At 40.3% G+C, this 25,171-nt stretch carries 19 protein-coding genes; 9 read left to right on the top strand and 10 right to left on the bottom strand.

Annotated elements, in window-relative coordinates:
- Nucleotides 1-225 precede the first annotated feature (225 nt).
- A complete protein-coding gene (locus tag H6G79_RS21720) occupies nucleotides 226-450 on the bottom strand; it encodes a DUF3134 family protein (RefSeq protein WP_190594022.1) in 225 nt (74 codons plus the stop codon).
- Between the two features lie 579 nt (nucleotides 451-1,029).
- Nucleotides 1,030-1,125 (bottom strand): photosystem I reaction center subunit XII, encoded by a 96-nt coding sequence (gene psaM / locus H6G79_RS21715; protein WP_062295108.1) that lies wholly within the window; start codon nucleotides 1,123-1,125, stop codon nucleotides 1,030-1,032.
- A gap of 283 nt (nucleotides 1,126-1,408) precedes the next feature.
- Here psaM and H6G79_RS21710 point away from each other — a divergent pair, with 283 nt between their 5' ends.
- The 3 genes from H6G79_RS21710 to H6G79_RS21700 all read left to right on the top strand — a co-directional run bounded on the left by H6G79_RS21710 (nucleotide 1,409) and on the right by H6G79_RS21700 (nucleotide 3,440).
- Entirely contained in the window at nucleotides 1,409-1,546 is a 138-nt protein-coding gene (locus tag H6G79_RS21710; protein ID WP_190594020.1) for a hypothetical protein, read from the top strand.
- Nucleotides 1,547-1,601: 55 nt separating this feature from the next.
- Complete coding sequence (locus H6G79_RS21705) at nucleotides 1,602-2,852, top strand: FGGY-family carbohydrate kinase (RefSeq protein WP_190594018.1); 1,251 nt, start codon at nucleotides 1,602-1,604, stop codon at nucleotides 2,850-2,852.
- A gap of 186 nt (nucleotides 2,853-3,038) precedes the next feature.
- A complete protein-coding gene (locus H6G79_RS21700) occupies nucleotides 3,039-3,440 on the top strand; it encodes a DUF2809 domain-containing protein (RefSeq protein ID WP_190594016.1) in 402 nt (133 codons plus the stop codon).
- Between the two features lie 88 nt (nucleotides 3,441-3,528).
- Here the strand turns inward: H6G79_RS21700 and H6G79_RS37425 are convergent, their stop codons facing one another.
- The 3 genes from H6G79_RS37425 to H6G79_RS21685 form a co-directional block, all read right to left on the bottom strand.
- Complete coding sequence (locus tag H6G79_RS37425) at nucleotides 3,529-7,485, bottom strand: Ig-like domain-containing protein (RefSeq protein WP_190594014.1); 3,957 nt, start codon at nucleotides 7,483-7,485, stop codon at nucleotides 3,529-3,531.
- Nucleotides 7,486-7,995: 510 nt separating this feature from the next.
- Entirely contained in the window at nucleotides 7,996-9,579 is a 1,584-nt protein-coding gene (locus H6G79_RS21690) for a heme peroxidase family protein (protein ID WP_190594012.1), read from the bottom strand.
- Between the two features lie 774 nt (nucleotides 9,580-10,353).
- Nucleotides 10,354-11,046, bottom strand: a complete 693-nt coding sequence (locus H6G79_RS21685; protein WP_190594010.1) for a response regulator transcription factor — start codon at nucleotides 11,044-11,046, stop codon at nucleotides 10,354-10,356.
- An 86-nt stretch (nucleotides 11,047-11,132) separates the two neighbouring features.
- Between H6G79_RS21685 and H6G79_RS21680 the strand changes: the two genes are divergently transcribed.
- Complete coding sequence (locus tag H6G79_RS21680) at nucleotides 11,133-12,515, top strand: ATP-binding protein (protein ID WP_190594008.1); 1,383 nt, start codon at nucleotides 11,133-11,135, stop codon at nucleotides 12,513-12,515.
- 99 nt (nucleotides 12,516-12,614) lie between these two features.
- The gene (locus H6G79_RS21675; RefSeq protein WP_190594006.1) at nucleotides 12,615-13,424 is read left to right on the top strand and encodes an SDR family oxidoreductase; all 810 of its coding nucleotides are present in this window, start codon (nucleotides 12,615-12,617) and stop codon (nucleotides 13,422-13,424) included.
- 112 nt (nucleotides 13,425-13,536) lie between these two features.
- On the opposite strand, the gene H6G79_RS21670 is transcribed toward H6G79_RS21675, so the two are convergent.
- Nucleotides 13,537-14,565, bottom strand: coding sequence for a tRNA-dihydrouridine synthase (locus H6G79_RS21670; protein WP_190594004.1), 1,029 nt, complete (start codon nucleotides 14,563-14,565; stop codon nucleotides 13,537-13,539).
- A 336-nt stretch (nucleotides 14,566-14,901) separates the two neighbouring features.
- Here H6G79_RS21670 and H6G79_RS21665 point away from each other — a divergent pair, with 336 nt between their 5' ends.
- Complete coding sequence (locus H6G79_RS21665) at nucleotides 14,902-16,236, top strand: phenylacetate--CoA ligase family protein (RefSeq protein ID WP_190594002.1); 1,335 nt, start codon at nucleotides 14,902-14,904, stop codon at nucleotides 16,234-16,236.
- Nucleotides 16,237-17,018: 782 nt separating this feature from the next.
- Nucleotides 17,019-17,453: a hypothetical protein gene (locus tag H6G79_RS21660; RefSeq protein WP_190594000.1), complete on the top strand. Its 435-nt coding sequence runs from the start codon at nucleotides 17,019-17,021 to the stop codon at nucleotides 17,451-17,453.
- Nucleotides 17,454-17,551: 98 nt separating this feature from the next.
- On the opposite strand, the gene ilvD is transcribed toward H6G79_RS21660, so the two are convergent.
- Together ilvD and H6G79_RS21650 are read right to left on the bottom strand one after the other, a co-directional pair.
- Nucleotides 17,552-19,243, bottom strand: coding sequence for a dihydroxy-acid dehydratase (gene ilvD / locus H6G79_RS21655; protein ID WP_190593998.1), 1,692 nt, complete (start codon nucleotides 19,241-19,243; stop codon nucleotides 17,552-17,554).
- A 272-nt stretch (nucleotides 19,244-19,515) separates the two neighbouring features.
- Nucleotides 19,516-19,752 (bottom strand): hypothetical protein, encoded by a 237-nt coding sequence (locus H6G79_RS21650; RefSeq protein ID WP_190593996.1) that lies wholly within the window; start codon nucleotides 19,750-19,752, stop codon nucleotides 19,516-19,518.
- A 23-nt stretch (nucleotides 19,753-19,775) separates the two neighbouring features.
- Here H6G79_RS21650 and H6G79_RS21645 point away from each other — a divergent pair, with 23 nt between their 5' ends.
- Nucleotides 19,776-20,399 (top strand): FMN-dependent NADH-azoreductase, encoded by a 624-nt coding sequence (locus tag H6G79_RS21645; RefSeq protein ID WP_190593994.1) that lies wholly within the window; start codon nucleotides 19,776-19,778, stop codon nucleotides 20,397-20,399.
- Nucleotides 20,400-20,557: 158 nt separating this feature from the next.
- On the opposite strand, the gene H6G79_RS21640 is transcribed toward H6G79_RS21645, so the two are convergent.
- Nucleotides 20,558-20,860, bottom strand: a complete 303-nt coding sequence (locus H6G79_RS21640) for a hypothetical protein (protein ID WP_242048500.1) — start codon at nucleotides 20,858-20,860, stop codon at nucleotides 20,558-20,560.
- 434 nt (nucleotides 20,861-21,294) lie between these two features.
- On the opposite strand from H6G79_RS21640, the gene H6G79_RS21635 reads away from it, so the two are divergent.
- A complete protein-coding gene (locus H6G79_RS21635) occupies nucleotides 21,295-21,744 on the top strand; it encodes a Fur family transcriptional regulator (RefSeq protein ID WP_190593990.1) in 450 nt (149 codons plus the stop codon).
- 254 nt (nucleotides 21,745-21,998) lie between these two features.
- Here the strand turns inward: H6G79_RS21635 and H6G79_RS21630 are convergent, their stop codons facing one another.
- Nucleotides 21,999-25,100 carry a pentapeptide repeat-containing protein gene (locus H6G79_RS21630; RefSeq protein WP_190593988.1) on the bottom strand — a complete coding sequence of 1,034 codons (3,102 nt, stop codon included), beginning with the start codon at nucleotides 25,098-25,100 and terminating at the stop codon, nucleotides 21,999-22,001.
- Nucleotides 25,101-25,171 lie beyond the last annotated feature (71 nt).

The following is a 25,171-nucleotide window of genomic DNA, read 5'->3' as shown; positions in this document are numbered from 1 at the left end:
CGCAGATTCAGTAAGCTCAAAGAATACGCAGAGTATGCTGACAAAACAATGACTCAAGTGATAGATGAGCTTATTGACTCGTTACCAAGCATAAACAATGCTGACTCCTCACCTACCCCCTGTCCTGTCAAGGAAAGCGGATTGAATTGGTTGTGGGTCAATTCGTCGTCAGCCAAAAATTCATCCCACACTGCCCTTCGGGTCAGATGTGGGGCTTCTTTTTGATTAAGCTAAATGGTCTATTTCCCCTGTTTCATATTCACACTGCTCAACCACTTCTTCCTCGTCGTCTTCCTCATCTTCGTAATAGTGTTCCACAAATACATAAGGTTCTAATCGACCAGTACTTGCTAACCAATCAAGCAAAGATTGTTCTTGTCTCAGCGCAATAATCGCTGTTGACTGATAACGGGGTTCTTCGTGGAGAGCAGGGTTAGATAGCTTAACCATCTTTTTACCCCCGAAGAATCTATCTGTATCCCAAATTGCCTTGAGCAGTTGCAACTGGGTATGATTAACAGTTTGCTTTGTGTAATTTCAAAAACCTCTGACTTTTGGCAGATGTTCTTCTCTCCACAAGAACGATTTGCGGTTAATTTGCGAAGTAAATTTTTTGTGTGCGATCGCCTATAGGAATACGGTTTGATTCCTGAATCTAGTTGTGTAATACCAATTCTATGTGAGGCTGCATTTAATCTTTTATCTTTTCTTTCTTTGTGTCCTTTGCGCCCTTTGTGGTTCGTTCTTTAATTTAGTACATCTTCATACAGAATTGGTATAAGCAGGGAGTAGGAAAGACGGCTGATCTGGGTGTACTGATTTTTTTCATAAATCAAGTATGAGTCCTACACATAATTTGATCACTCTTGATGCGTGCAATGTAGACAAACTGCTATATCTGTCAACTTCCTATTTAACTTTCCCTGTTCCCTCCCTAAACACAAACACAACAACCAAGCAAAGCCTGATTGTTGTGTAAGGGTGTGGCACTTACTGTGAAGCTCTGCTTAAGAAATTCAGAGCAAGGGCTTACTTGTAAAGTTCTGTCGCTAAACGCCAAGCCAAAACGCCTGGAATTAGCGCCACAACTAGAGCAATATAAACTTGGGTATCTGAGATGGTCATTGTTGAAAACCTCCTAAACTTAAATCGATTTTCGACAGTTCGTTTACTACTTTTCCTTGTTTTGCCGATTTTGGGGAATATCTTGTTACAAGATGCAACAATAGCCCTGGTGAATCAGTAGTCTATAGTTATCTTTCATTGTCAACTGCCCCACCCACAAAGGGATGCGGCTTGTAACTAACCGAAATAATCGGTCGAAACATACGGATAATTGACTGTACCCTGTCTCCCCGGCACAGCCAAGCTGCTTGTAGGGAGAAGAATTTGAATCTATTTCACAACAGTGAATACAGATTCAATTGTTTCTACCATCACGGACAAACCACTTTTTCTTATTCCTCAACAACTGGCGTTGCATTTAAGAAATGTCATGTCTCAGGTAGATAATCCTAATGTACCAGAGTTCCTGGCTCGCTTATAACCCCACCCACAAGGGGATAGGGTTTTACTCTCGATCAATAAAAATTTATAAAAATATGGATTTGTATTTAGGGATTGATTATGGAACCTCTGGTGCAAGGGCGGTGGTAATTGATGAGCAAGGCAATGTGCAAACAGAGGTGCGCTATCCTTGGCAGAAGAAGGATGCTGACCATTGGAGTCGGGCTTTATGGAGTTTGTTAGCCGAGATTCCTGAGCCATTGCGACAACAAATCAAAGCGATCGCTATTAATGGTACTTCCTCTACTGTTTTGCTTTGTGATGGGGCTGGTAAGCCTGTAGATGAGCCTTTACTTTACAACGATGCACGGGGGGCGGTGGTACTAGAGCAGCTAAGAGAAATTGCACCACCAAACCATACAGTATTAAGTGCTACTTCTAGCCTTGCCAAACTTCTGTGGATGTCACAGCAACAATTTTTTGCAGAAGCTCGCTATTTCTTCCACCAAGCCGATTGGTTAGCTTTTTTGTTGCATGGACAATTGGGTATTAGTGATTACCACAATGCTTTAAAGCTAGGCTATGACGTGGAAGCTTTGCAATATCCAGAATGGTTAAACCAACTAGCAATACCGATTCAGTTACCGCAAGTTTTAGCACCAGGGACACCCATCGCCGAAATTCGCCCAGATATTGCAATGCAATTTCGTTTTCGCCGCGATTGCTTAGTATGTGCGGGTACAACTGATAGTATTGCTGCTTTTATTGCCAGTGGTGCAGAATTACCAGGAGAAGCTGTGACATCGCTGGGTTCAACCTTGGTACTGAAATTATTGAGCCATACTCGGATAGAAGATGCCAGATATGGAATTTACAGTCATCGGTTTGGTGATTTGTGGTTGACTGGCGGTGCGTCTAATACGGGTGGTGCAGTGTTGCGAGAATTTTTTACGAATGCAGAGTTAGAAAATTTGAGTAGAGAAATTGATCCAGCCAAAGTCAGCAACTTAGATTATTATCCCTTGTTACAACCAGGCGATCGCTTTCCAATCAATGACCCCAAATTACCACCACGACTGACACCCCGCCCAGAAACACCAAAAGAATTTTTACACGGTTTACTAGAAAGTATTGCGCGGATAGAAGCCAGGGGATATGAACTATTACAAAGCTTGGGCGCAAATCAAGTACAACGAGTATATACAGCAGGTGGCGGTGCAGCAAATTCTACTTGGACTGCTATTCGTCAACGACATTTAAGAGTACCTGTCGTTGCTTCAGTTTACACCGAAGCCGCTTACGGGACAGCACTTTTAGCTAAAACAAAATATCGCAATCCTCAATGATTTATAAATGTGGCAGAAGGTCGCCGAGCGCAGTCGAGATGAGGTAGAAGGTAAAAGTCTGACTATACCTAGCATGTATGCCTTTTAAATTTACTCACCTATACTTCTTCAACTGTTATATCTCTCTCCCTTGTCCCCCTTGTCTCCCTTGTCTACCTTTTCCCCCCTATAATTCGGAAATGCTCAATGTTATCACTGACAAACATTCGCTGGCGCACCATTCTTTCACTAATTATTGTTCTGCCTGTTGGACTTTTATACAGCCACTATCGCTATTCTCTTGGGTGGTTGAACCAAGAAGTAGGAGGAATTTTTTATGAAATATTTTGGTGCTTGTTGGCATTTCTATTTATTCCGACTCGTAAGGCAGTTTGGCAAATCCCTTTATGGGTATTAGCCATTACTTGTTTATTAGAATTTATGCAGTTATGGCATCCACCTTTTTTAAATTGGGTGCGTTCATTTTGGTGGGGAAGAATGTTAATGGGTACAGCTTTCACTTGGGTAGATTTCCCCTATTATTTTATTGGCAGTGGGTTAGGGTGGCTGTGGTTGCGGCTGATAGTTCGGGGAGCAAAATTAAAATAATGCGACTTGAGTAAACTGGCGTGTGAAGATTGGGTGTAGGGGTGTAAGAGTTAGATACACCCCTATGTAAGTCTTAGATATTACTCCGTTATGCAATCACATTAAAATCAGTACTGCTCAGAGTTGGTCGATTAGATATTTGCGCTATTTGGACTTTGGCGACACTACCAATACCATCTTGATCAAAGAATAGTTTACCGCTACTTCTGTCGTAGATAAAGCGATCGCTGGCTGCGGTGGCACTTGTACCCAGACGGAATAAACTAGGCTCTAGTGTACCTATTACCTGGTTAAACGCAAACTCTGACTGCGAAATCACAAAGCTATCAACGCCCGATACAAAGTCAGTGATGATATCCGCATTTCCAGCCCCATTATTCAGATAAAAGCTATCTCTCCCATTGCCACCAGTCAGAATATCTCGACCTAAGCCACCGATGAGGATGTCATTACCACCATTCCCAAGCAGCATATCGTCACCCGCACCACCATTCAAGGTGTCATTGCCATCTCCACCAGTCAGAATATCATTGCCATTCTCACCATAGAGACTGTCATTACCAGCGCCACCATCTATCATGTCCTTGCCATCTCCACCATAGATGACATCGTTATTACCTAAGCCGCTAATAATATCGTTACCCCCCAAACCTCGGATAATATCGATTCTGCTAGTTCCCAAAAGTATATTACTGCCGTTAGTGCCGTTAATCTGGTTACTACCAAGGGTAACGGTGAGATTAACTGTAGCGGTGGTGGTTAAATTACCATCGCTAACGGTGTAAGTAAAACTGTCAGTCCCAGTAAAGCCAATTTCCGGTGTGTAGGTAAAGGTGTTGTCGTTATTTCTGACTACAGTACCTGTTGTAGAATTGGTAAAGCTGTTGATAGTCAGGGGATTACTATCTGGGTCGCTATCATTAGCTAAGACATTAATAATTACTGGTTGAATATCAGTGGTAGTGGCGCTGTCATTATTCGCAATTGGTGTTTCGTTGATGTTATTGACAGCTAAGGAGAAATTAGCAGTAGCATCGGGAGTATTACCAACTGTCGGATCATCAACAGCCACCGTCACACTGTAGTTAGAACGGGTTTCAAAATCTAAGTTAGTGTTAGCCCGCAGATACAATACAGAATTATCGATTTCAAATAAACTCGCATCTGCACCAGTCAAACTCAGGTTATTTGTACCTCGTCCATCATCGGTAATAGATATATCTGCAACTTTGATGCGGTTAGTTGTGTTGGTATTTTCGTTGATACTGGTAACAGTATTATTAAATGTCACCGCCGTTGGTGCTTGGTTGGCTGGTGGTAAATTAAACCTCGCTACAACAGGATCATGGTCGCTGTCTTGATCAAAAAACTCTGAGTTGATATGAACAACATCATAGCCATCTAAGTTATTCACCAAGTTCTGACTTGCCAAAATATGGTCAAGTACCTGGGCGTTACCTTGAAAGTTATAGGTGTAACGCTCGTTTGCTGGTAGCGTTTCAATTAAAGAAGTCAGTCCCGCACTTTCTAATGTGGTGAGGGGATTAGAAAACTCAAAATCATTCAAGTCACCCAGCACAATTACATTTGCGTTGGGGTCAATTGTCAAAACCTCTTGCACAAAGTTTCTAACAATTGTGGCTTGTTGCTGGCGTTGCGCTTCACTGCTAAGAACTGGCGGTTGATTTGGCCCGAATAAAGGTTGGTCGCCACCTTTAGAGTTAAAGTGATTACCAATGAGATAAACACTTTGACCGTTAAAGATAAACTCACCAACTAAAGGTTTACGGCTGCTGCTGAAAGCGGGGTTTGTCGGGTCAATTAACCCAGGACTGGTAGAAAGGGTGGGATTACCATCAACATTAGTGACGGAAATGTTCGTAGTGGAACCACCACCAGGACGGTCAACAAAGCTGACGCGATTGGGGTTAAACAAGAAGCCGACACGAATATTACCCCCAGGTTCACCACCGTTGGTATCATCCACTGGGTTAATTTGACGATATTCGTAGGTAGGGCCACCAGCTTGAGCGATCGCATCTATCAATGTCTGAAAAGTTACACTGGCATCAACTACACTGTCATTAATCGCCCCATTATTATCCTGAATTTCTTCTAGAGAAATAATGTCAGGCGATCGCAAGTTATTCACAATTCTGTTAGCCAAGTTAGCAAACTGAGTTGCACCATCACCAGGATCAAGATTTTCCACGTTGAAAGTAGCAACTGTCAATTGATCAGCAGTGCCTGTTAAGTTTGTAACTTCTCTTTGTAAAGTAGATGCCTGTACTACCGTCGGTGCAGATGGAACCAGGACTTCATAATTGTTGAAATCATAGCTGACCACACCTGTAATTGTACTGAGTTGAGCGCCGACATTTACATCAGGCAATGTGATTGAGCCATTGATTAAATCATCAATTTGAATCCGTTCTGGATTGTAGTCCGTGGCTGTAATCAAGCTGCCACCGCGCTCAGTAATACTTGTGGCATTAGCACCGTTATCTGCCAGCACCCAGATTTCTTCAGAAGTACCAAAGTTGGAGGTTGGAGATGTGGCGATCGCGTTATTGATTTGCACCAACATTCCTTCTACACTTTCGTAAAAATCGATACCTTCATTTACCGGATCGAAATCTCCACCTGTTTCTACATTCCCATTAGTATCATCATTGATTACCTGGGTGGGTATCGTCCGTCCGCCATTGCCTAGTATTGTTGGGGTAATAGTGGTAGTTGGTGCAGTTGTCCAAGCACTCACACTCAAACTCTGTACGCTGTTGTTATTACCGATTTGGGTAATAGTCAGGTTGTTAGAGCTACCACCAGGACGAAACTCTGATACCGTACCACTAACTAAAACTGCTTCGCCGACAGTACGGGCGCTGAGAATAGCCGAAGTAGTACCAGTGAAGATAAAAATCCCTTCGGAGGTTGCATCATTATTATCGGGATTCGGGTCTTGGATGTAGAAGCCGTTAGAAGCGATCGCTGTAACAATCCCGGCGACATTCACCACACCTTGGCCATTGAGTGGTGAAATATGTGCTGTGCCTTGAATATCATGAATACGAACTGCCCCAGGCGCAACATCATTATCGGTAATTGTGACTGTAGCTGTGGCAGTTGCACCTAAATCATAATCAGCAGCATCCACCAGCGTCAGCGTAACTGTTTCATTCCCTTCCACCAGCGAGTCATCCACGGGTGTAATTGTGACATCCACAAAGGACTGTCCAGCAGGGATGATCACACTACCCGTCAGGTTTGGTGTGTAGTCTGTCTGATTTGCACCACCAGCGACAGTGTAATTAACAGTCAACGCATTGGTTGTATCGCCTGTGCGGGTGATGCGGAAAGTTCCTGGTTCTGTTCCAGATTCGGCGGCGGTTGCATCGGTAGCTGCGATCGCCACTGTGGGAACCGCAGGCGACGTGACTCCAGTAGAAAAGGAAAAATCATCAATCCCCAAGCCATCATCTGAACCGGAGGCGTTAAAATCCAGCCAACGGAACCAAAAAGTGGCTCCAACGGGGATATTTAGCCCTGTAATTGTTGTGGTGATTTGGCTGCTATTCGCATTTCCATCCAGCGCCCCTACAGTTCCAGTAGTTACAGGGGAACTGAAATCTAAATTATCAACATCTACCCAAGTTCCTGTATTTAAAGATGTTGCATCTAGACTGTACTGAAAATCCAAGCGATCAGCCCTACCAGTTGCACCCAAACGCCATTGTTCACCTCTATAGGACAAATTCAATGTTGTAATTGTGCTACCTGTTGTATTTGTAAAGTTTGCGCCGATTGTGGGAGTTATCGTACCTGAAAGCAAGGTTCCAAAAGCTCTCTCACTAGAACCTGTTGCACCGAAACTGTATGTATCGCCTGCGGTATTAGAGCCAGTACCAGCCGTGTACTGTCCGTTTACATTTGCACTGGTTCCAGTTTCCAACAATGCCCAACCAGTAGGAACTACATTACTGTTCCCAGAAGATGCCAAACTATCAAAGTTCTCAGAATAAGAGCCATTAAATTGAATTGACATTACTATTTTTCCTCAGATGTATAGCTCATGAAATTTAGAGCGAAAGAAGTCTGTCTATCGCTCGTAAACATAGAATTAGGTTTCAATTAGGCAGTCCCGATAAAACAAGTTCTATGCGACTGCATTGAGTGTTTTTGTATATACTGCAAATTAAGTAGAGACTAATTTTTCTGTGTAAATCGTCCTCGAAAATTTACTGAATCAAGGTTAAGGAAATACTAGGAACAGGTAAATTTAGAGAATTTTTATAAAAAAGCAAAAAGCAGGTGAGTTATGCTCACTTGCTTTCTTTACTGTTTGGATATTTTATCAAGCTGCTCAGTTGTAGTGAGGTCGGTGGAAATAAACCAAACTATGTTATTAAAAGTCAAATAATAATAGGACTTACGCAACTGGCATATTTTTTCTGTAGGGTGTGTGACACAACGAGAAGATTTGAACGTAGTCATCAGATTTATAGCGTCACGCACCAACCAGCAATTGTGACATTTACGTCAGTCCTGAATAACATCACTGACCACGACTAGCCGGATCTACACCAGCAAAAGTTAAGAGATCAGTCATCCGAAAATCTTGAGGTTTACCAGTTTTGGTGGGTAAAGTCGGTACCCAAGACGGATTTACATTGAGATAAGAATTTGGGTCAACCTGAAGCAGACCGATAATTACCTCACCAACAATCCGACCGCCAACTTGGCCTAGATGCAAGCCTTTTTCTTTCAGTTCAGCTTCTTTGAGGATGTAGTACCAAAGCGGTGTGGAGGTGTCGAAGGTAGGGTAAATACTCCGCAGTTCTGCCAAGTCGTACTTACTAAGTACAGGTACACCCATCTTCTGCGCGATGCTTTGACCAGATGGTAGTAGCCAAGTCAGGTGTCGGAGCAGGTTACGTTGGATAAGTGAAGTCGGAGGAGTACCGGAACCAATAGTCTGAAGTGGCAAGTTAAACAGTGGGCTAGAAATTTTCGTATCGATTAATTTATTCGGTCTGACTTGATTATCTCCAAAGTCGAAAAATGTCTGCCAGCCAATAAAGCGTCGTGCTGCTCTTGCTCGACCACGGAGGTCATCTGGATCAGGTTTTCCCTCTTGAGAAGGATCGAAAATGAATGCAAAGAAGGGCTTGCCATTGTCACCAGCCAAGTTAGCTCGGTAAGAAGGCCGGATCATGCTGTGACCGATACGATAACCAATTTGAAACTCAACCGGGATAAATCCTCTATTTGGCAAGGGATTATAAAATTTACGCCCATTTTTTAAGATGTCATTCACCATATCTTGACCAACTACCAGGGGCAAAAATTCATGGAGAATTGTCCATTGGTAGTGCCATGTGGTCAATTGACGAGCCTGACGAAAAACATCATCGTTCGAGATATTAGGAGACTGGGATCTAACTAAATCCACCAGATGATTGTGAAAGCTATAGAACGCAGTTACCAATCCACTGATAATGAGATGCTGATCACCGCGTGGGTCGGCAATAATCGCTCGATTGTTTGCATCTCTCGGTAAATCTTCAAACAAACCGCCACTTTCAAGTTTCAGTTTACTTGGATCTTGAGGGTCGTATAGATTTGGCGAACCTATCGGCCCAGAACCGTAGATATTATCAAGGTCAAAGGCTGCGGTTCGAGAGTTTGTTGCCGAGACTGGAGGTGTTACTTGGCCTAGTCGAGATGTCGTATCAAAGGTTATGTCAAGATCCAAAAACTGGGACATAAAGGTTGTACCAGCTGTATGGGTAGGGTTGTTGGGATTGTTAACGTTGAGAGTAGGATCAGTAATGAGAGCTATTGGCCCTGCGGCTAAATTGTCTTTAGCATCTAAGATACCCCCTGGTTTACCCATTTCCATCAGAGCATTTTTAACAATCGGGCTGGGTGGCGCAAAGGGTGGTAGATTACGAAACATCCGGCCGAATCTACTGGGTAGAGTTGCATCAACAGACTGTGCTTTCACTTCTCTGTCAAGAAAACCACCAACTATCACACCGATAGAAAAAATAGCAGTAATAGCGATCGCTAAAATAGAAAGGATTTTCTTTTTTAAGAGTGCTTTATCTTTCGAGCCTTTAACTTTTGGGCTATTCATAATTTTCATTAAGACTATTTAACAAAAAAACAAGTATGTGCAGTTATGACATCTGCACAAAACTGACTCTATCCATTTACCTCAGCCACAGTCCTTGTAAAACACAGAAGTAATCTTGGATTTTACTTTTAAAAATAAGGGAAAACACAAAAATAATAAAAACCTAAAGGCAATAAGTAAACACGCAAAATTAATTACAGTCATTGCGAGCGAAGCGAAGCAATCCCAGCCCTTGCGATTGCTTCGCTTCGCTCCATTCGCAATGACTTTGTGTAATTAATTATGTTTAACTACTTACTAAACCTTTATCTTTGCAAGCTAATCAAACACTAAGCTGTACTAAATTTGCCAACTAAAATTTATAACAACAGCAAACTTACAGGATAGTGGTAATTATTCTTACAGAGAAAATAGAGGTTTTTATTAGCTTATTTAAAAATTTCGGAAAGTAATAGATGAACAAAGCTCAATTAATTAAAATCCGATTGTAATATCTACCACTACCACGGTCACATTTATTCATAAGCTTAGTCAACTCAGTTTTATTTAATGACTCCAAATCACGTAAATTTTATGAACCCTGATAAATGATTAAATAGAAACAATTGAATACCAAATTCAATACTTAACAATTGAATTTGATATTTATCTTTTTAAGGTCAAACATCATAATATTATATTGATGTGCAACCCTCGTGTAGAGTTTGTGTATAATTCGTGTAGATAATCATGGCTAAATTTTCAACGCTGCTGATGAGATGAGCATCATGATGACTATTTCAAGCGATATCCTAGTCCATGAACAGTTTCAATGAAGTTTTCTGCTGCACCTAACGCCTTCAGCTTTTGTCGAATGCACCGAATATGGGATCTGATTGTTTCTTCAACAGGAGATTCATCAACTGACCAAACTTGTTCAATAATGCTAGAACGACTTAGTACTCGTCTACCATTAGCAACCAGTAATTCTAAAATTGCATATTCTTTGAGAGTTAATGATAAGGGATAGCCATCGTAAGTAGCTTCATAGGTGCTGGGATTGAGGTATAATTTTTCCCATAACAGACTTACTGTGCTGCTGGAACTACCCCGTCTAAGTAACGCACGAATTCTAGCCATTAACTCTTCTAAATCAAATGGTTTGGCTACATAATCATCTGCACCAGCATCTAACCCAGCAATCTTGTCAGCTACGGTGTCACGGGCTGTTAACATTAACACTGGTATAGTTGCATTACGATGTGCAGCATTGTTTATGCCGACAGTACGTAATTGGTGACAAAACTTAATTCCATCTAGCTTAGGCAAGGTGATATCCAGGACTATTAAATCATATTTCATGGATTGTGTAGAGTTCCAAGCGGCTTCTCCATCTTTGGCAATATCCACCACATATTGTCGTCTGTTGAGTGCTTCTGCTAGTACTTCTGCGAGTTGAATATCATCTTCAACTACTAAAATCCGCATATTTGATCTTTTATTGAGTAACAGGCAAATATATCAGCAATGCCTTAAATTTATCATGTATAAGTAACTATTGTTTAACTCAATCTATGACTCAGCAATTGATCAAATGGACTTTCCCAGGAAAATGGATTACGGGAGGTTTTGGTTTAACCCTGTTGCTGATGGTAATTATCTGTTTTGTTTCGTTGAAAAACACAGATGAAATCAAATCTGGAGCTAACAGGGTGCAGCAGACATATCAAACTCTCAATGCTTTGACAAATTTCTATGGCGCAATGACCGCCGCAGAATCAGCTAGACGAGGATATATTTTTTTAGGTAGTAGTCAGGATTTGCAGCGTTATTATCACGCAAAGGCAGATATGCGCTCTCAACTGCAAATATTACAAAAACAAATACATTCTTATGGGAGTCAAGAAAAACGATTGGTAAGTTTAAATTTATTAGTCAATCAAAGATTATCTCTGTTGGAGCAATCTATAGAACTTTACCAAAAAGATAAAAAGTCAATGTTAATCCAAAATAATATTACCGTTAGAAGTGTTCAGATTCGAGAAAAAATCTTGCAGGTCATGGCAGAGATTAAAGCAGAAGAACAAACTCATCTCCAAGATTCGTTAGAACAATCAAAACAAAGTATTTATTTCCGAATTCTTATAGAAATTTTTACAACATTTTTAATTTTAATCATAATTCTTGGCTTATGTATAATTCTGGAAAAGCAATGGATTAAACGTGAGCAAATTAGAGCCTTAGAATTTTCTTTAGCTCAAGAAAAGAAAATAGGTGATTTAAAGATTCAATTATTTTCTATGATTTCTCATGAATTTCGGACACCCTTAAGTATAATTTTACTTTCATCACAGTTATTAAAAGAAAGTCTCGAAACTTTAGTAGATGAACAGCATTTAAAGAATATTTTTCGTATTCAATCTTCTGCTAAAATCATGAATCACATATTAACGGATATATTAATTTTAACGCGAGCCGAAGCAGGTCAATTGGATTTTAAATTGCAAGTGATAAATTTAGAAAATTTTTGTTTAAATTTAGTAGAAGATTTACAGATTTTTGCTAAAAAGGCAAATATGATCCGATTTCAAAAAAGGGGTTCTATTTTTAAAGCCAATATTGATGAAAAGCTCTTGTATTCTATTCTCAGTAATTTGTTATTAAATGCTATCAAATATTCAAATAACGAAACCGCAATTTATTTAAAATTAAAATCTGAGGCGGAATTGATCACTTTTCAAGTTATTGATCAAGGAATTGGGATTCCATTAGCAGAGCAACATAAAATATATGAGCCTTTTTACCGATGCCAAAATGTTGAAAATATTGCTGGAACAGGGTTAGGGTTAGCAGTTGTCAAAAAATGTGTAGAGCTACATCAAGGAGAAATTATCGTAGAAAGTAAAGTAGGTACAGGTACGACATTTACGATCATGATTCCTCAAGAAAACACATAAGGATGTCAGATGGTGAAATTATACTCCCAGTTTGCAAGTGCTGAGTACTGAGCAAAAATTCCCGAAAAGCTTAATTTATCAAACCGCAAAGGACACAAAGTGATATTTGCTAACAAAACCATTGTTCTCACGGGTGCATCGGCTGGAATTGGCAGAACGCTGGCAATTACATTAGCCCAACAGGGTGCAAATTTAGTTTTGGCTGCTCGCAATCAAGAAGGATTAGAACAAACGCTGAGTGCTTGTACAAATTATTCTGCGGAGGTGATTGCAGTACCAACAGATGTCACTCAACCAGAAGCTTGTCAGCAGTTGATGGAAAAAGCGATCGCTAAGTTTGGAAAGATTGATATCTTAATCAACAATGCCGGCATTGGAATGCTGACTTGCTTTGATGAAGTGACTGATCTTTCAATTTTTGAACGGGTAATGCAGGTTAACTATTTGGGTGCTGTCTACTGTACTCATTATGCCCTGCCCCACTTGAAAGCCAGTCGAGGACTATTGGTGGCAATTTCTTCCATTTGCGGCAAAACAGGTGTACCCACTCGTACAGGTTACGTTGCTAGTAAACATGCTATGCAAGGTTTCTTTGATACATTGCGGATGGAATTGCAGCAAACAGGAGTAGATGTAGTGGTTATTTCGCCGGGTTTTGTCGCCACAGATATTCGCCAACGCGCCTTGGGCGCAGATGGAAAACCATTAGGTAAAAGTCCGCGTGATGAAAGCCAAGGCAATATGCCCGTGGAAGAGTGTGTGCGTCAAATTATCTGGGCAATGGAGCGCCGTAAACGAGAACATATCATGACTTTGAAGGGTAAGATACTACCTTGGGCAAGGCTAATTGTGCCAGGATTGGTTGATCGTATTACTGCTGCTACTATTCGCAAAACAACTGCCACTTAAAAGTAATGAGTAATGAGTAATGTATGTTTTAGATTCGACCGTTTCTTGTCACCAGAAGGTTTCCATTCTTTAAGCTCCTCAAATACAATTTCCTAATCCCTATCTTGAACAGTCAGGTTAAGTCTTTGGTTATTAAAGGAGCTAAGGCTAAAGTCTGTGCAGGGTCAGCCAACAAAAAGCGATCGCATATCTGAAAAAGTTCAACTTCGGTCTGCGCTTGTCGCATTAGCCGCAGGAAATGACCTTGGCTGTCAACACTGAGAGCAATGTAGTTGAGAAATAGTTTGAGGTAGCCGATACGCGCTCGTTCTGGGATATTGGGTGCTTCTGGAGTTTGGTATAAACGGTCAATGTAGTGGCGTACTTCTGTTAAAGGAACAGGCGTAATTGGCTCAGAGCGCAATGCTTGGCGAATTTGATGAAAAATCCAGGGATTACCAATTGCCCAACGGCCTACCATCACACCAACCGCACCTGTTTGGTCAAGCACCGACATTGCTTGTGCTGCCGAGTAGATGTTTCCGTTAGCCAGGACGGGACAATTGACGTGTCTGACCGCTTGGGCAATCAAGGCGTAATTTACCCGGCCTTGGTATCTGTCTTTTACCGTGCGACCATGTAAACTCAACAAATCAATACTGTGGCGATTGATGATATCTAGAATTTGGAAAAAAGTATCGCTATTTTCAAAGCCCAAGCGCATTTTGACACTCAAAGGTCGATCATTAACTGCTTGTCTGAGTTCAGCCAAAATGCGATCTACTTTTTCTGGCACAAGTAGTAATCCACCTCCAGCTTGTTTACGGTAGATTCTCGGTGCGGGACAACCCATGTTTAAGTCAACTCCAGCGATATTATAACCACAGAGTTCCTTTGCTGTTCGGACTAAATCAGGAATGCTTTCACCAATCATTTGAGCAAAAACAGGGCAACCAGTATCGTTTTCTGTGATAGATGCCAGAATCTTGGGATTAAGCCGTGATGTTTCATTGACGCGAAAATATTCAGTGAAGAAGTAGTCAGGTTTGCCGTAATGAGCAATGACCTTCATAAACTTGAGATTTGTCACATCTTGCATGGGTGCAAGGGCAGTGAGAGGTAAATCTGAGTGGAGGGATTGGGGAAGCGATACCTGGAACATATATTAAGTAGGTCGGTGTAAATAATTATTATTAGAATAAGGCAGGGAGCAGGGGGAGAAAGGGTTTGAGCCTTATTTACTTTTATTTATATATAGGAATCCGATTTGATTTCTGAATCTAGTTATGTAGGTAGGGAGTAGGAAAGACGGCTGATCTGGGTGTACTGATTTTTTTCATAAATCAAATATGAGTCTTATAGTTTGGTTTTATTGCATCGACTTACTGAACATTTAAAAAAACTGTGAAATATTTCCTTAACTGTCTTAACTGTCCTTGTCTTTTTTCTTACGAAAATGATATTCCAAGTTTGACTGTTAAAACATTTTCTAAGGACAATGAATAAATTAGTTCTTGAACCATACATCTGGAATCGCAAGTATGAATCCATGCCACGGGAAGAATTATATGAAGTACAGAAAAACCGACTAATAAAATGTGTAGAAAGAGCTTATGAAAACATACCCTTTTACAAACAAAAGCTTGATGCTATTGGCATACATCCTGGTCATATTCGGTCTGTAGAAAATATTTCCCTGCTTCCTTTTACGACTAAGGCTGATTTACGCAAACAGTATCCATTTGGAATGTTTGCAGTCCAAATGGATTCAATTATTCGACTTCATGCCTCGTCTGGTACTACTGGCAAACCCACAGTAGTTGGTTATACTCATAACGATTTAAACCTATGGTCGGAACTAACGGCACGAGCATTAGCCGCTAGTGGTGCAGAACCAGGGATTATCGTCCAGAACACTTACGGTTACAGTCTTGCCACTGGTGGGTTAGGTTTTCATTACGGTATTGAACGCATCGGTGCTACAGTAGTTCCGGCTTCTGGCTCCTCACCGCAACGGAATTTAACACTTTTACAAGATTTTAGCAGTGGCATTATATTGAGTACTCCTAGCTACATATACACTATCGGTGAAGTGGCAGAAAAAGAAGGTATTGATTTACGTTCATTGTCTGTGGCTGCGGGGATTTTTGGTGCTGAATCATGGAGTGAAGCATTACGAGATGACATTGAAAAACGTTGGAATATAGTAGCTTATAATACTTATGGACTAAGCGAAGTAATTGGCCCTGGGGTGGCTCATGAGTGTCCTCATCGAGTTGGGTTGCATATTTACGAAGATCACTTTATTCCAGAAATTATTAACCCAGAAACAGGGGAACAAATGGAAGAAGGAAGATATGGAGAGCTTGTATTAACAACCATTACTAAAGAGGCTACACCCCTAATTCGCTACCGAACTGGTGATATTACACGCCTATTTTATCAACCTTGTGCTTGTGGTCGAACTCTGACCCGGATGGATCGTGTTAAGGGTCGTATTAACGATTTAATTAGAATAAAAGATAAAACTTTATTTCCTGCGGAAATTGAGGATGTCTTATTGAGATTACCTGGGATTATACCTCATTACCAGATTGTGATTGACGATAATATCAATTTAATTGATGATATTGAAATTTGGGTTGAAGTTTGTAATTCAATTTCGCAAGAACAAACTTTACTTTTTGAGCTAGAGCAGCAATTAATATTTAACATTGAACATCGTTTAGGGATAACTGCTAAAGTCAAGTTGATGCCACCACAGAGCTTACCTCGTAGTGAAGGAAAAGCCAAGCGTTTAGTTAAGAGAAGTCAAGTTAATACAGGACTTTAAACCAGAGCTTAAGCATTTAAACCATAACTTAGTTAGTGCCTAATTTATGGTTTAAGATTTTTACCGATTTTTCAGTTAAAAAATGGCTAATTGAATGTTAGTTAACTGTTGTTTGCCAGGCTTAATTGAGTAAGCTATTTTTTATTAACAGGACTTACGCACAAAGATTGTCTATGAAGATTGGGTGTAAGGGTTTGTGGCGTAAGGGTTTTAGATATATACACCCCTATACCCTGTACCCTTGCACCCTCGCCAAAACTCTTGATTTTTCGTTTTTATGCGTCAGTCCTAATTAATTTATTTTAATAAGTAAAAACTATAAATTCTAAAAAATATATAAATTGCTTTTATGCTTTGATACAAAATTTCTTAACTGTCTTAACTTTCCTTGCATCGTTATTAAAAGTTTGAGAGTTTAAAAAATATCAAGTATGAGGTTATAAGCTCTAAAAAATTTAGAGTAACAAAGACGAAAACAAAACAGCATAATTTCTATCTATAAGCAGTAGCAAATATCAGAAATAATTAATCAAGCCTTTGTTACTTGTTCTAGCTTTTAATAGATAGGAAAAATTTGATATTAGGCAAATTAAGAGTGTTAGCAGAAAATTGGAATTATGATACCAAACTCAGTTGTTTTACCTGAAAAGAATACAAGTGATATCCTTCAAAGTATTCGACATATTGACCATATTACTTATGTTGCGTCATTTGAAGATGAACAAAGGTTCCTCTCAAAATGGAGTTTGCTTGGTTTCAATGAACATATGAGGCTTAAGACTGTGTGTTTTCCCGCTACTCACATTGCCTTAGTTAGTGGCATCAGTGCCGAGTATCCGTGGGCAACTATGACTGGATTATCGGTAAGTGAAGATCCTAATTCACCAATTAATAAGTTTATCAATCTCTATGGTGAAGGGATTCAGCATACTGCTTACAACATCGATCCAGAAGCTGATATGGAGGAACTACATCACCAAATGGCAGAATTAGGGTGGAAGTTTATGACACCAGTATTATCATACAGTGATGAGTCTGGTGCGTTACTCAAGCAGATGTTTGTTGCTCCTAGTAATCCCTATGGTTCTTTTATCGAGTTTGTTCAACGATTACATGGGACTGATGGTAAGGCTTTCAACAGTTTTGACATCAATAATATAGATAACCTCTACCAACATTATGCCGATTATAGTAATTGGCTTGCTGAAACAATTTAAAGGCGCACATATCAATATCTATCAGAATTAAGCTCGTTCATCCAATTTTGCAGAGACGCAGAGATTATGTTTATTTATCTGCGTCTATCTGCGGTTGATTAACTATCAAATAAGCCTAAGTCTGTCACTGCACCAAGGCTGCTGGAAGATACCAACTTGGCATATTTCGCCAATACGCCTTTAGTGTAACGAGGTGGGCGGGGTTGCCAATTAGCACGGCGACTGGCTAATTCTTCATCAGAAATATTCAACTGCAATAGCCGTGATGGTGCATCAATGGTGATAGTATCACCTTCTTCGACTAAGGCGATCGCTCCTCCTACAGCTGCTTCTGGTGCAACGTGACCAACTACCATCCCGTAAGTCCCCCCGGAGAATCTGCCATCGGTAATTAATCCGACAGCATCACCCAAGCCAGCACCAATAATTGCCGAGGTGGGAGCCAACATTTCCCGCATTCCTGGCCCGCCTTTGGGGCCTTCGTAACGAATCACAATCACGTCACCAGCTTTAATTTTGCCTGCCAGAATTGCATCTAAGCAAGATTCTTCCGATTCAAATACTCTAGCTGGGCCGGTAATGACTGGTTTTTTCACCCCGGTAATTTTCGCCACAGCGCCTTCCGTAGCCAGATTACCTTTGAGAACTGCCAAGTGACCTTGAGCATACATCGGCTTATCCCAAGGACGAATCACATCTTGGTCAGGGCTTGGTTCATTCGGCACATCGGCAAGAACTTCGGCAATGGTTTGACCTGTGATGGTAATACAGTCACCATGTAGCAAATCATTTACCAGCAGCATTTTCATGACTTGAGGAATACCGCCAGCTTTGTGTAAATCTGTAGCGACGTATCTACCACTGGGTTTTAAATCGCACAGCACAGGTACTCGACCACGGATAGTTTCAAAGTCATCGATGGTCAATTCCACACCAGCCGCACTAGCGATCGCCAAAAAATGCAATACTGCATTAGTGGAACCGCCAACTGCCATAATTACCGCAATAGCATTTTCTATAGATTTACGGGTGATAATCTGGCGTGGTAATAATTGCTTGCGAATTGCTTCGACTAACACCAACGCAGATTTTTCTGTACTGTCGGCTTTTTCGGCATCTTCGGCTGCCATTGTGGAAGAATAAGGTAAACTCATCCCCATTGCTTCAAATGCCGAAGACATGGTGTTAGCTGTGTACATCCCGCCGCAGGAACCCGCACCCGGACAAGCATTTTGTTCAACGGCTGTTAACTCAGCTTCGTCAATTTTGCCAGCACTGTATTGTCCCACCGCTTCAAAGGAACTGACTACAGTTAAATCACGACCGTTGTAATGTCCGGGTTTGATTGTACCACCGTAGACAAAAATCGCGGGAATATTCATCCGGGCGATCGCCAGCATTGCCCCTGGCATATTTTTATCACAACCACCAATGGCCAATACGCCATCCATGCTTTGTCCAGTACAAGCAGTTTCAATGGAATCGGCAATCACTTCTCTTGACACCAGGGAATATTTCATCCCTTCCGTTCCCATCGAAATGCCATCACTGATGGTAATTGTTCCGAAAATTTGCGGCATTGCTCCAGCAATTTTAATACCAGCTTCTGCCCTTTGTGCCAATTTGTTTATCCCCATATTGCAAGGGGTAATAGTGCTGTAACCATTGGCAATACCGACAATTGCCTTGTTAAAATCGGCATCTTCAAACCCAACAGCCCGGAGCATCGCTCGATTTGGCGATCGCTGTACACCCTGTGTTACAACCCGGCTTCTCAAATTATCCGACATCTTTCTTCCTTTGACTTTATCGCTTGTATTGCGATCGTATTATCTGATTTTCTCATGCCAACGCAGCACACAAGAGTATTAACCTCAGTGTTGATCATTTATTTATTTCCGAATTTCCACCACAGTGTTTTGTCAAGATTTTATTACCAAATATATTGGTAATTAGCCTCTGTGGTTGGTAATATACGCCTGCGTCAACCTTACACCAACTAAACGATTCAGCATGTTTCTAACTCGAAGAGGAGGTTTGATCACCTGGATAACTGCGGCGATTACCAGATTAGTTTTAGTAATGCTTTGATCAGGTCTGTACCCCAATTGCGACCTCTCAAGTCAGGTACATCTGCAAAGCTCGTTTGACCTAACGTTTGAGCGACGGCTGCGGCTGCATTAATCAAACCATAACCATTCATTGAACTAAAACTATTCTGGAGTGCGATCGCTTTAGCAACAATATTATTGTTTTCATTGCTTTCAACTACATTGTTGTTAGCATCTGCTTTGTACAACAAATAATTTTTAGGCTTTATTTATGGCAAACATCCTACACATTGATTCTAGTCCTCGTGGTGAACGTTCGATTTCGCGATCGCTCTCTTATGAGTTCGTGACATCCTGGAAAGATTCTCACCCTGGTGATACAGTTACCTACCGGGATTTGGGTCATTATCCTGTCCCCCATGTAGATGAATTATGGATAGCAGCAGCTTTTACACCACCTGATGCACGCACACCCGAACTAGTGGAGGCGATTCAGCTTTCGGATAGTTTAATTGATGAGTTTTTGGCTGCTGATCGCTATGTTTTTGGTATACCAATGTATAACTTGAATATTCCTTCTACTTTCAAGGCTTATATTGACCAAATTGTGCGTGTCGGTCGTACCTTTGGAATTGATGCGAACGGCTATAAAGGCTTAGTTGATAGCAGCAAAAAAGTGTTAATTATTACCTCTCGTGGCGGGACTTTTCCCCCAGGTACACCCTTTGCAGCTTACGACTATCAAGAACCTTATCTCCGCACTATTTTGGGTTTTATTGGTCTAACTGATGTCACATTTATCCATGCTGACAGCCTCAACTTAGGTGATGATGCTCGTCAACAATCATTAGCGGCTGCTAAAGAAGCGATCGCGCAGACTGTAGCTAGTTGGTAAAGGTATAAGTTTTATCAAAATAGAATTCAGGAGTCAGGAGTCAGAATTCAGCATAAATTATGTACGCAGATGCGAATAAATGCTGAAATACTACACTAAACCTCAATCAGGTCAGGTCTTTCTCCTTCACTCATTGATTCTGACTCCTGAATTCTTCTTCAACCAATTGTTAAATCTGGTTCTTCACAAAAGTTAAATAAGGCTGATTCGGATTCTGATTCATCGTCAAATACAGCAGATATGTACCATTCACAAGGTGAATCATTGGTATATTCAGCCCAAACAATTGTTGCGGTTTCACCAGATGGAATCCCCTCTTCACTCAAGGTGAATGGTAGCCACTCATCTTCATCAACAGACACCCACAACTCTGTAATGGCTAGGTCGGTTTGATTGGTAACGGTAAACGTAAATTGATCTGACATAGATAACCTTTCAGCTATAACTAAATTGTCAGTCATCGATTATACTCGCTCTTTTTTCGATGTTTGTCTATGTAATTGCTCAAAGCCTTATATAGGAAAGATTTCTAGTTTTTTTAGCTCAATTTTAATTGCAAAAAGAAGATTAAAAATTTTACCTAAATGAGTTATTTACATAGGGCAGGATGTCCGCTTTAACGGCATTATGTTGCGTCATATAAACTGCTCCTATCCCAAGGTAGACATTAATTTGAATTTTAAGCTAAAGTTGTAATGAGTTTGCTTTAGCGAGGAAGACGATGAATCAACCCTAAACAAGCTGTAAATACCGTAGTTAGAGAGTGAGATTTATTGAGCGATCGCTAACCACAACACAGTTAGAAAGAAAAAGCATCATATAATATTTTTTTATATCAAAAAACAAAAATAAACCTGGAAATCACAATTTCCCTGAATACTTAGCGAAATCTAATATGGAAAAACCAACGATAGCTAAAAAACCAATTCGCTCTCTAGAAGATGCGCTAGATCAGTGTCAAACGCTGGGTATGCGCGTTAGTCGCCAGCGCCGCTTTATTTTGGAACTGCTGTGGCAAGCAAATGAGCATCTATCTGCGAGAGAAATTTACGATCGCCTCAACCAAGAAGGCAAAGACATTGGTCATACCTCTGTATATCAAAACCTAGAAGCTTTATCCAGTCAAGGGATTATTGAATGTATCGAACACTGTGATGGTCGCTTATATGGCAATATTAGCGATGCTCACAGCCATGTCAATTGTCTCGATACTAATCAAATTCTGGATGTACATATAGAATTGCCAGAAGAATTGTTGCGTCAAGTTGAACAACAAACGGGCGTAAAAATTACAGAATATAGTATTAACTTTTATGGCTATCGCCATCCATCAGAAGATGTGTAGAGATGTAGAATTACAGCAGATTTGATGTTTATGAGGTACAGCAACTGATTGAAAAAAGTAATGAGTAATGAATAATGAGTCAAGAATTTACTTAATATTCACTACTTATTACTCATTACTTATTATTTGTGCTGTGCCTCACTTAATTCAAAAGTGCTGTAAAAAGGTAAACGGTAAAATTGAGCTTCCCTAGCGTGGGCTTGTGACCATTATTCTTTTACTTCTTTTGCCTTTTTACTTTTTACTTTTTAACATCAATCATAATCGCTGGGATTCACACTAAATACCGTTTCATCTTCTACATCATCATCATCATCGTATAAACCAACTGAAGTAATTGGTTCTGCTTGTGAGTCGTCAATTGTGCCGATGTTGGTATCGCTTAACCAAGCTGCTGTTTGATCGCCTCTGTCGCTGCTACTCATTACAGATGTCTGTGAGAGTAATTTTTTCAGGGTGTAGAACTGTTCTAAAGAGAATACAGCACCATTCATCGTGGCAATTTCGCGGTCAGCAGCAGTTAGAATGGCATCAAATAAGCAGGCATTGACAAGATTGACATTTTCCAGATTAATGCTGCTAAGATTAGCACCAGTCAAGTTAGCACCAGTTAAATTGGCATAACTTAAATCAGCATTAGTTAAATTGGCATAACTTAAATTTGCATTAGTTAAATTGGCATAACTTAAATTTGCATTAGTTAAATTGGCATAACTTAAATTTGCATTAATCAAATTTGTCTGCTCTAGATTGGCTTTAACTAACATCACTTGTAACAAAGATGCGCCAGAGAGATTGAGTTGAGTTAAAGATTGGGGGAGAATGCGTTTGAGCCAAACAGAATGGGATAAAATCGCGGCTTTACCCATTAGCATTGTCAAAACTTCTGGGTAGAATTCAGCAACATTTTGCGGATTGCCACAAGGAGAAAAAGCAACTTTAGTAAAGCGATAACCAGCAGATAATAATAAAAATACATTTATGCCTACACTGGCATTAATTTGCTCAACATTTATGGGATTGCCGAGTGTGTGAAAATAATTCCAAGCTTGATGCGCTATTCCTTCATTTAACCAACGACCTTGACAATAACCATGCCAAAATAATTCTAGACGTTGTAATAATAAATCTAAAGAAAAATCACTTTGAGGCTGGTGTAGTAACGTTTCAATTACCAGTTGCTTAATTTCTGTAGTGAGGACACCATAACCAAGAAGTTTATATAAATGTTGAGCAACACTCTGCGGCGAATCAAGAGCAAAAATTAATATTCCGTAGTCATCTTTTTGCTGCTGGGTAAGAATTTTTAGTTGATAAGCAATAGCTTCTGCACAGAGATATTCGCCTAATTTGGGGTGAGAAAATTCTGTGAGGAGTGCTGAGTGCTGAGTGTTGGGTGCTGAGTGTTGGGTCACCGAAGTTTGCTCAACGGGGGAAACCCCCGCACGCAACTTCTCGCTGAGTACTGCGGGGGAAGTTTTGAAGTAGAAAGCGGGTAAGGTAGGGGGAGGGGAAGTTTCTGTGAGATGAATTTGATAGCGATCGCTGTGTAAAATTTGGAGAGCGATCGCCTGGATTTGGTTTAATAAATCTTGGGGATGACAACCAGAAAGTAAATTGGCGATCGCTTCTTGTGTACGATGAATGTGAGCCGAACCAGAACGCAATAGCATGGTTTTAATCCCGCCAGTCACCGGATAACCTAATAACCAACGACTCAGGCGATGATAAATTTCCCACACTACTTTAGTAGTACTAGGTGATTGCGCTAATTGCCAAATTTCATCATCTATAAGTGCATCACGATGTAAAATCCCTAGTAAATACAGCAACAATGGTTGACGCACCAAAGCCGAAAGTTCGGGAAACTTGGAGTTACTGATAAATAAGCCAGATTGCTTTAAGAAGGTAAAGAAATTTTGAGCAACGGGTAATGACTGTAACATTGCCCACTGTTGAAACCATTGTTTTAATTGTTCTTGTTCTAATGGTTGAATAATAATTTGTGGTAACTGCGATAAGATATCTGGCTCAATTTCTTCTAAAGCATTTTTGCGACTAGTTAAAATAATTTTATGTTTACCTTTAGCTTGCAACGCCATTAACTGCTGCATAAAAATTGTCTTGGCTCTTATCCCTAAATTAGCAGCAGGTAATTCATCCAAACCATCAAGCAGTAACAAACAGCGCGGTTGTTCTTGTTCTAACCAATTACTTAAGTTAGTTTGAGCATTCAAAGCAAAACCAGAATTCAAAGTTTCTGCTAAAGTTTGACCATATTTAATATCCCGCAAGCGAATAATCACCGGCATCCAATTAGGATAAAGTTCTCTGGCTACTTCTGCTGCCCAAATTTGACAGAAACTAGTTTTACCATATCCTGGTTCGGCCGCAATCACAGCAATATTTTCACTATCTGCTAACTGTTCTTGCGCCCATTTTTTGATATCAACCGATGGAGTATTAGTATTTACTACTAAACCTTTGAGGGTAATATAAATATCCTTAAGGGCAAAAGACTCGATAAATAAAGGTTGGCTGAGATTTTTTAGTAAAAATACGCGATAATTTTCTCGACATAAATCAATTTTATCCCCTACAGATGAATTTTTAGCTGCGCCTAAATTACCTGATTCAGAAAGAGCAATATTACTTGTAGAACCTAATTGGAAAAATTTTTGTAATTGTGCCAGTTGTGGGGCATTTTCCGCCACAACTTTGAGTAAATATCCACTCAGGGAATGAGTTAAACGCTGGGTTAATAATTTTGCTTCTAAATCTTCTGCACCATTCGCAATTAACCAAGCAATAGTAGCATTATTCATTTGTTGCACTAATAAAGAATCCGCCACTACAGATAAGGCTTGTTCTGCTTGGGTATCAGTTAACTTTCCCTGGGTTAAAGTTTTTAATAATCCTTGGAGTTGTACATCTTGCAGACTGAGTTTGCCAATAATTTCCTGTAAAATTTCTCCTTGACTGGAAATCATCGCTCGGTTCAGCCAAGGTTTTTTCAGACTGACTTCTTGTTGAATGATTTGATGTAAAGCATAGAGATAAGCAATGTGAAACGCCAGCCATGTGCCTTCGTTACGTTTTAAGGCCTTTTTTTCACTGAGACTACGCAACAAACTTTCTGTTAGTCGCGCAATCAGCTTGATATCTTGCCAAACAGAACCCAGAGGTAGTTCTAAAACCTCGGCTAAAGTACAGACATCAAGTGGTGCAAGGCTTTTAACTTCCATATCTTGGACAATGCGGTAGGCTACACCCGCCAATTGACCAAGGGAAAATTCTCGAATTTGACTGATTTCAATCTGGCGTTCTGCCAACCATTGCCTGATACTGAGGTTCATTTAATTACACAACTAAGACTCCGCCTATGTCATTATGATTCATTTATTGGGTGACGAAAACAGGTAACAAT

This window comes from Anabaena sp. FACHB-83 (assembly GCF_014697485.1).
GTDB lineage: Bacteria > Cyanobacteriota > Cyanobacteriia > Cyanobacteriales > Nostocaceae > Nostoc_B.
The sequence above is the reverse complement of the archived record's forward strand: the minus strand, read 5'-3'. Positions and strand labels throughout refer to the sequence as shown.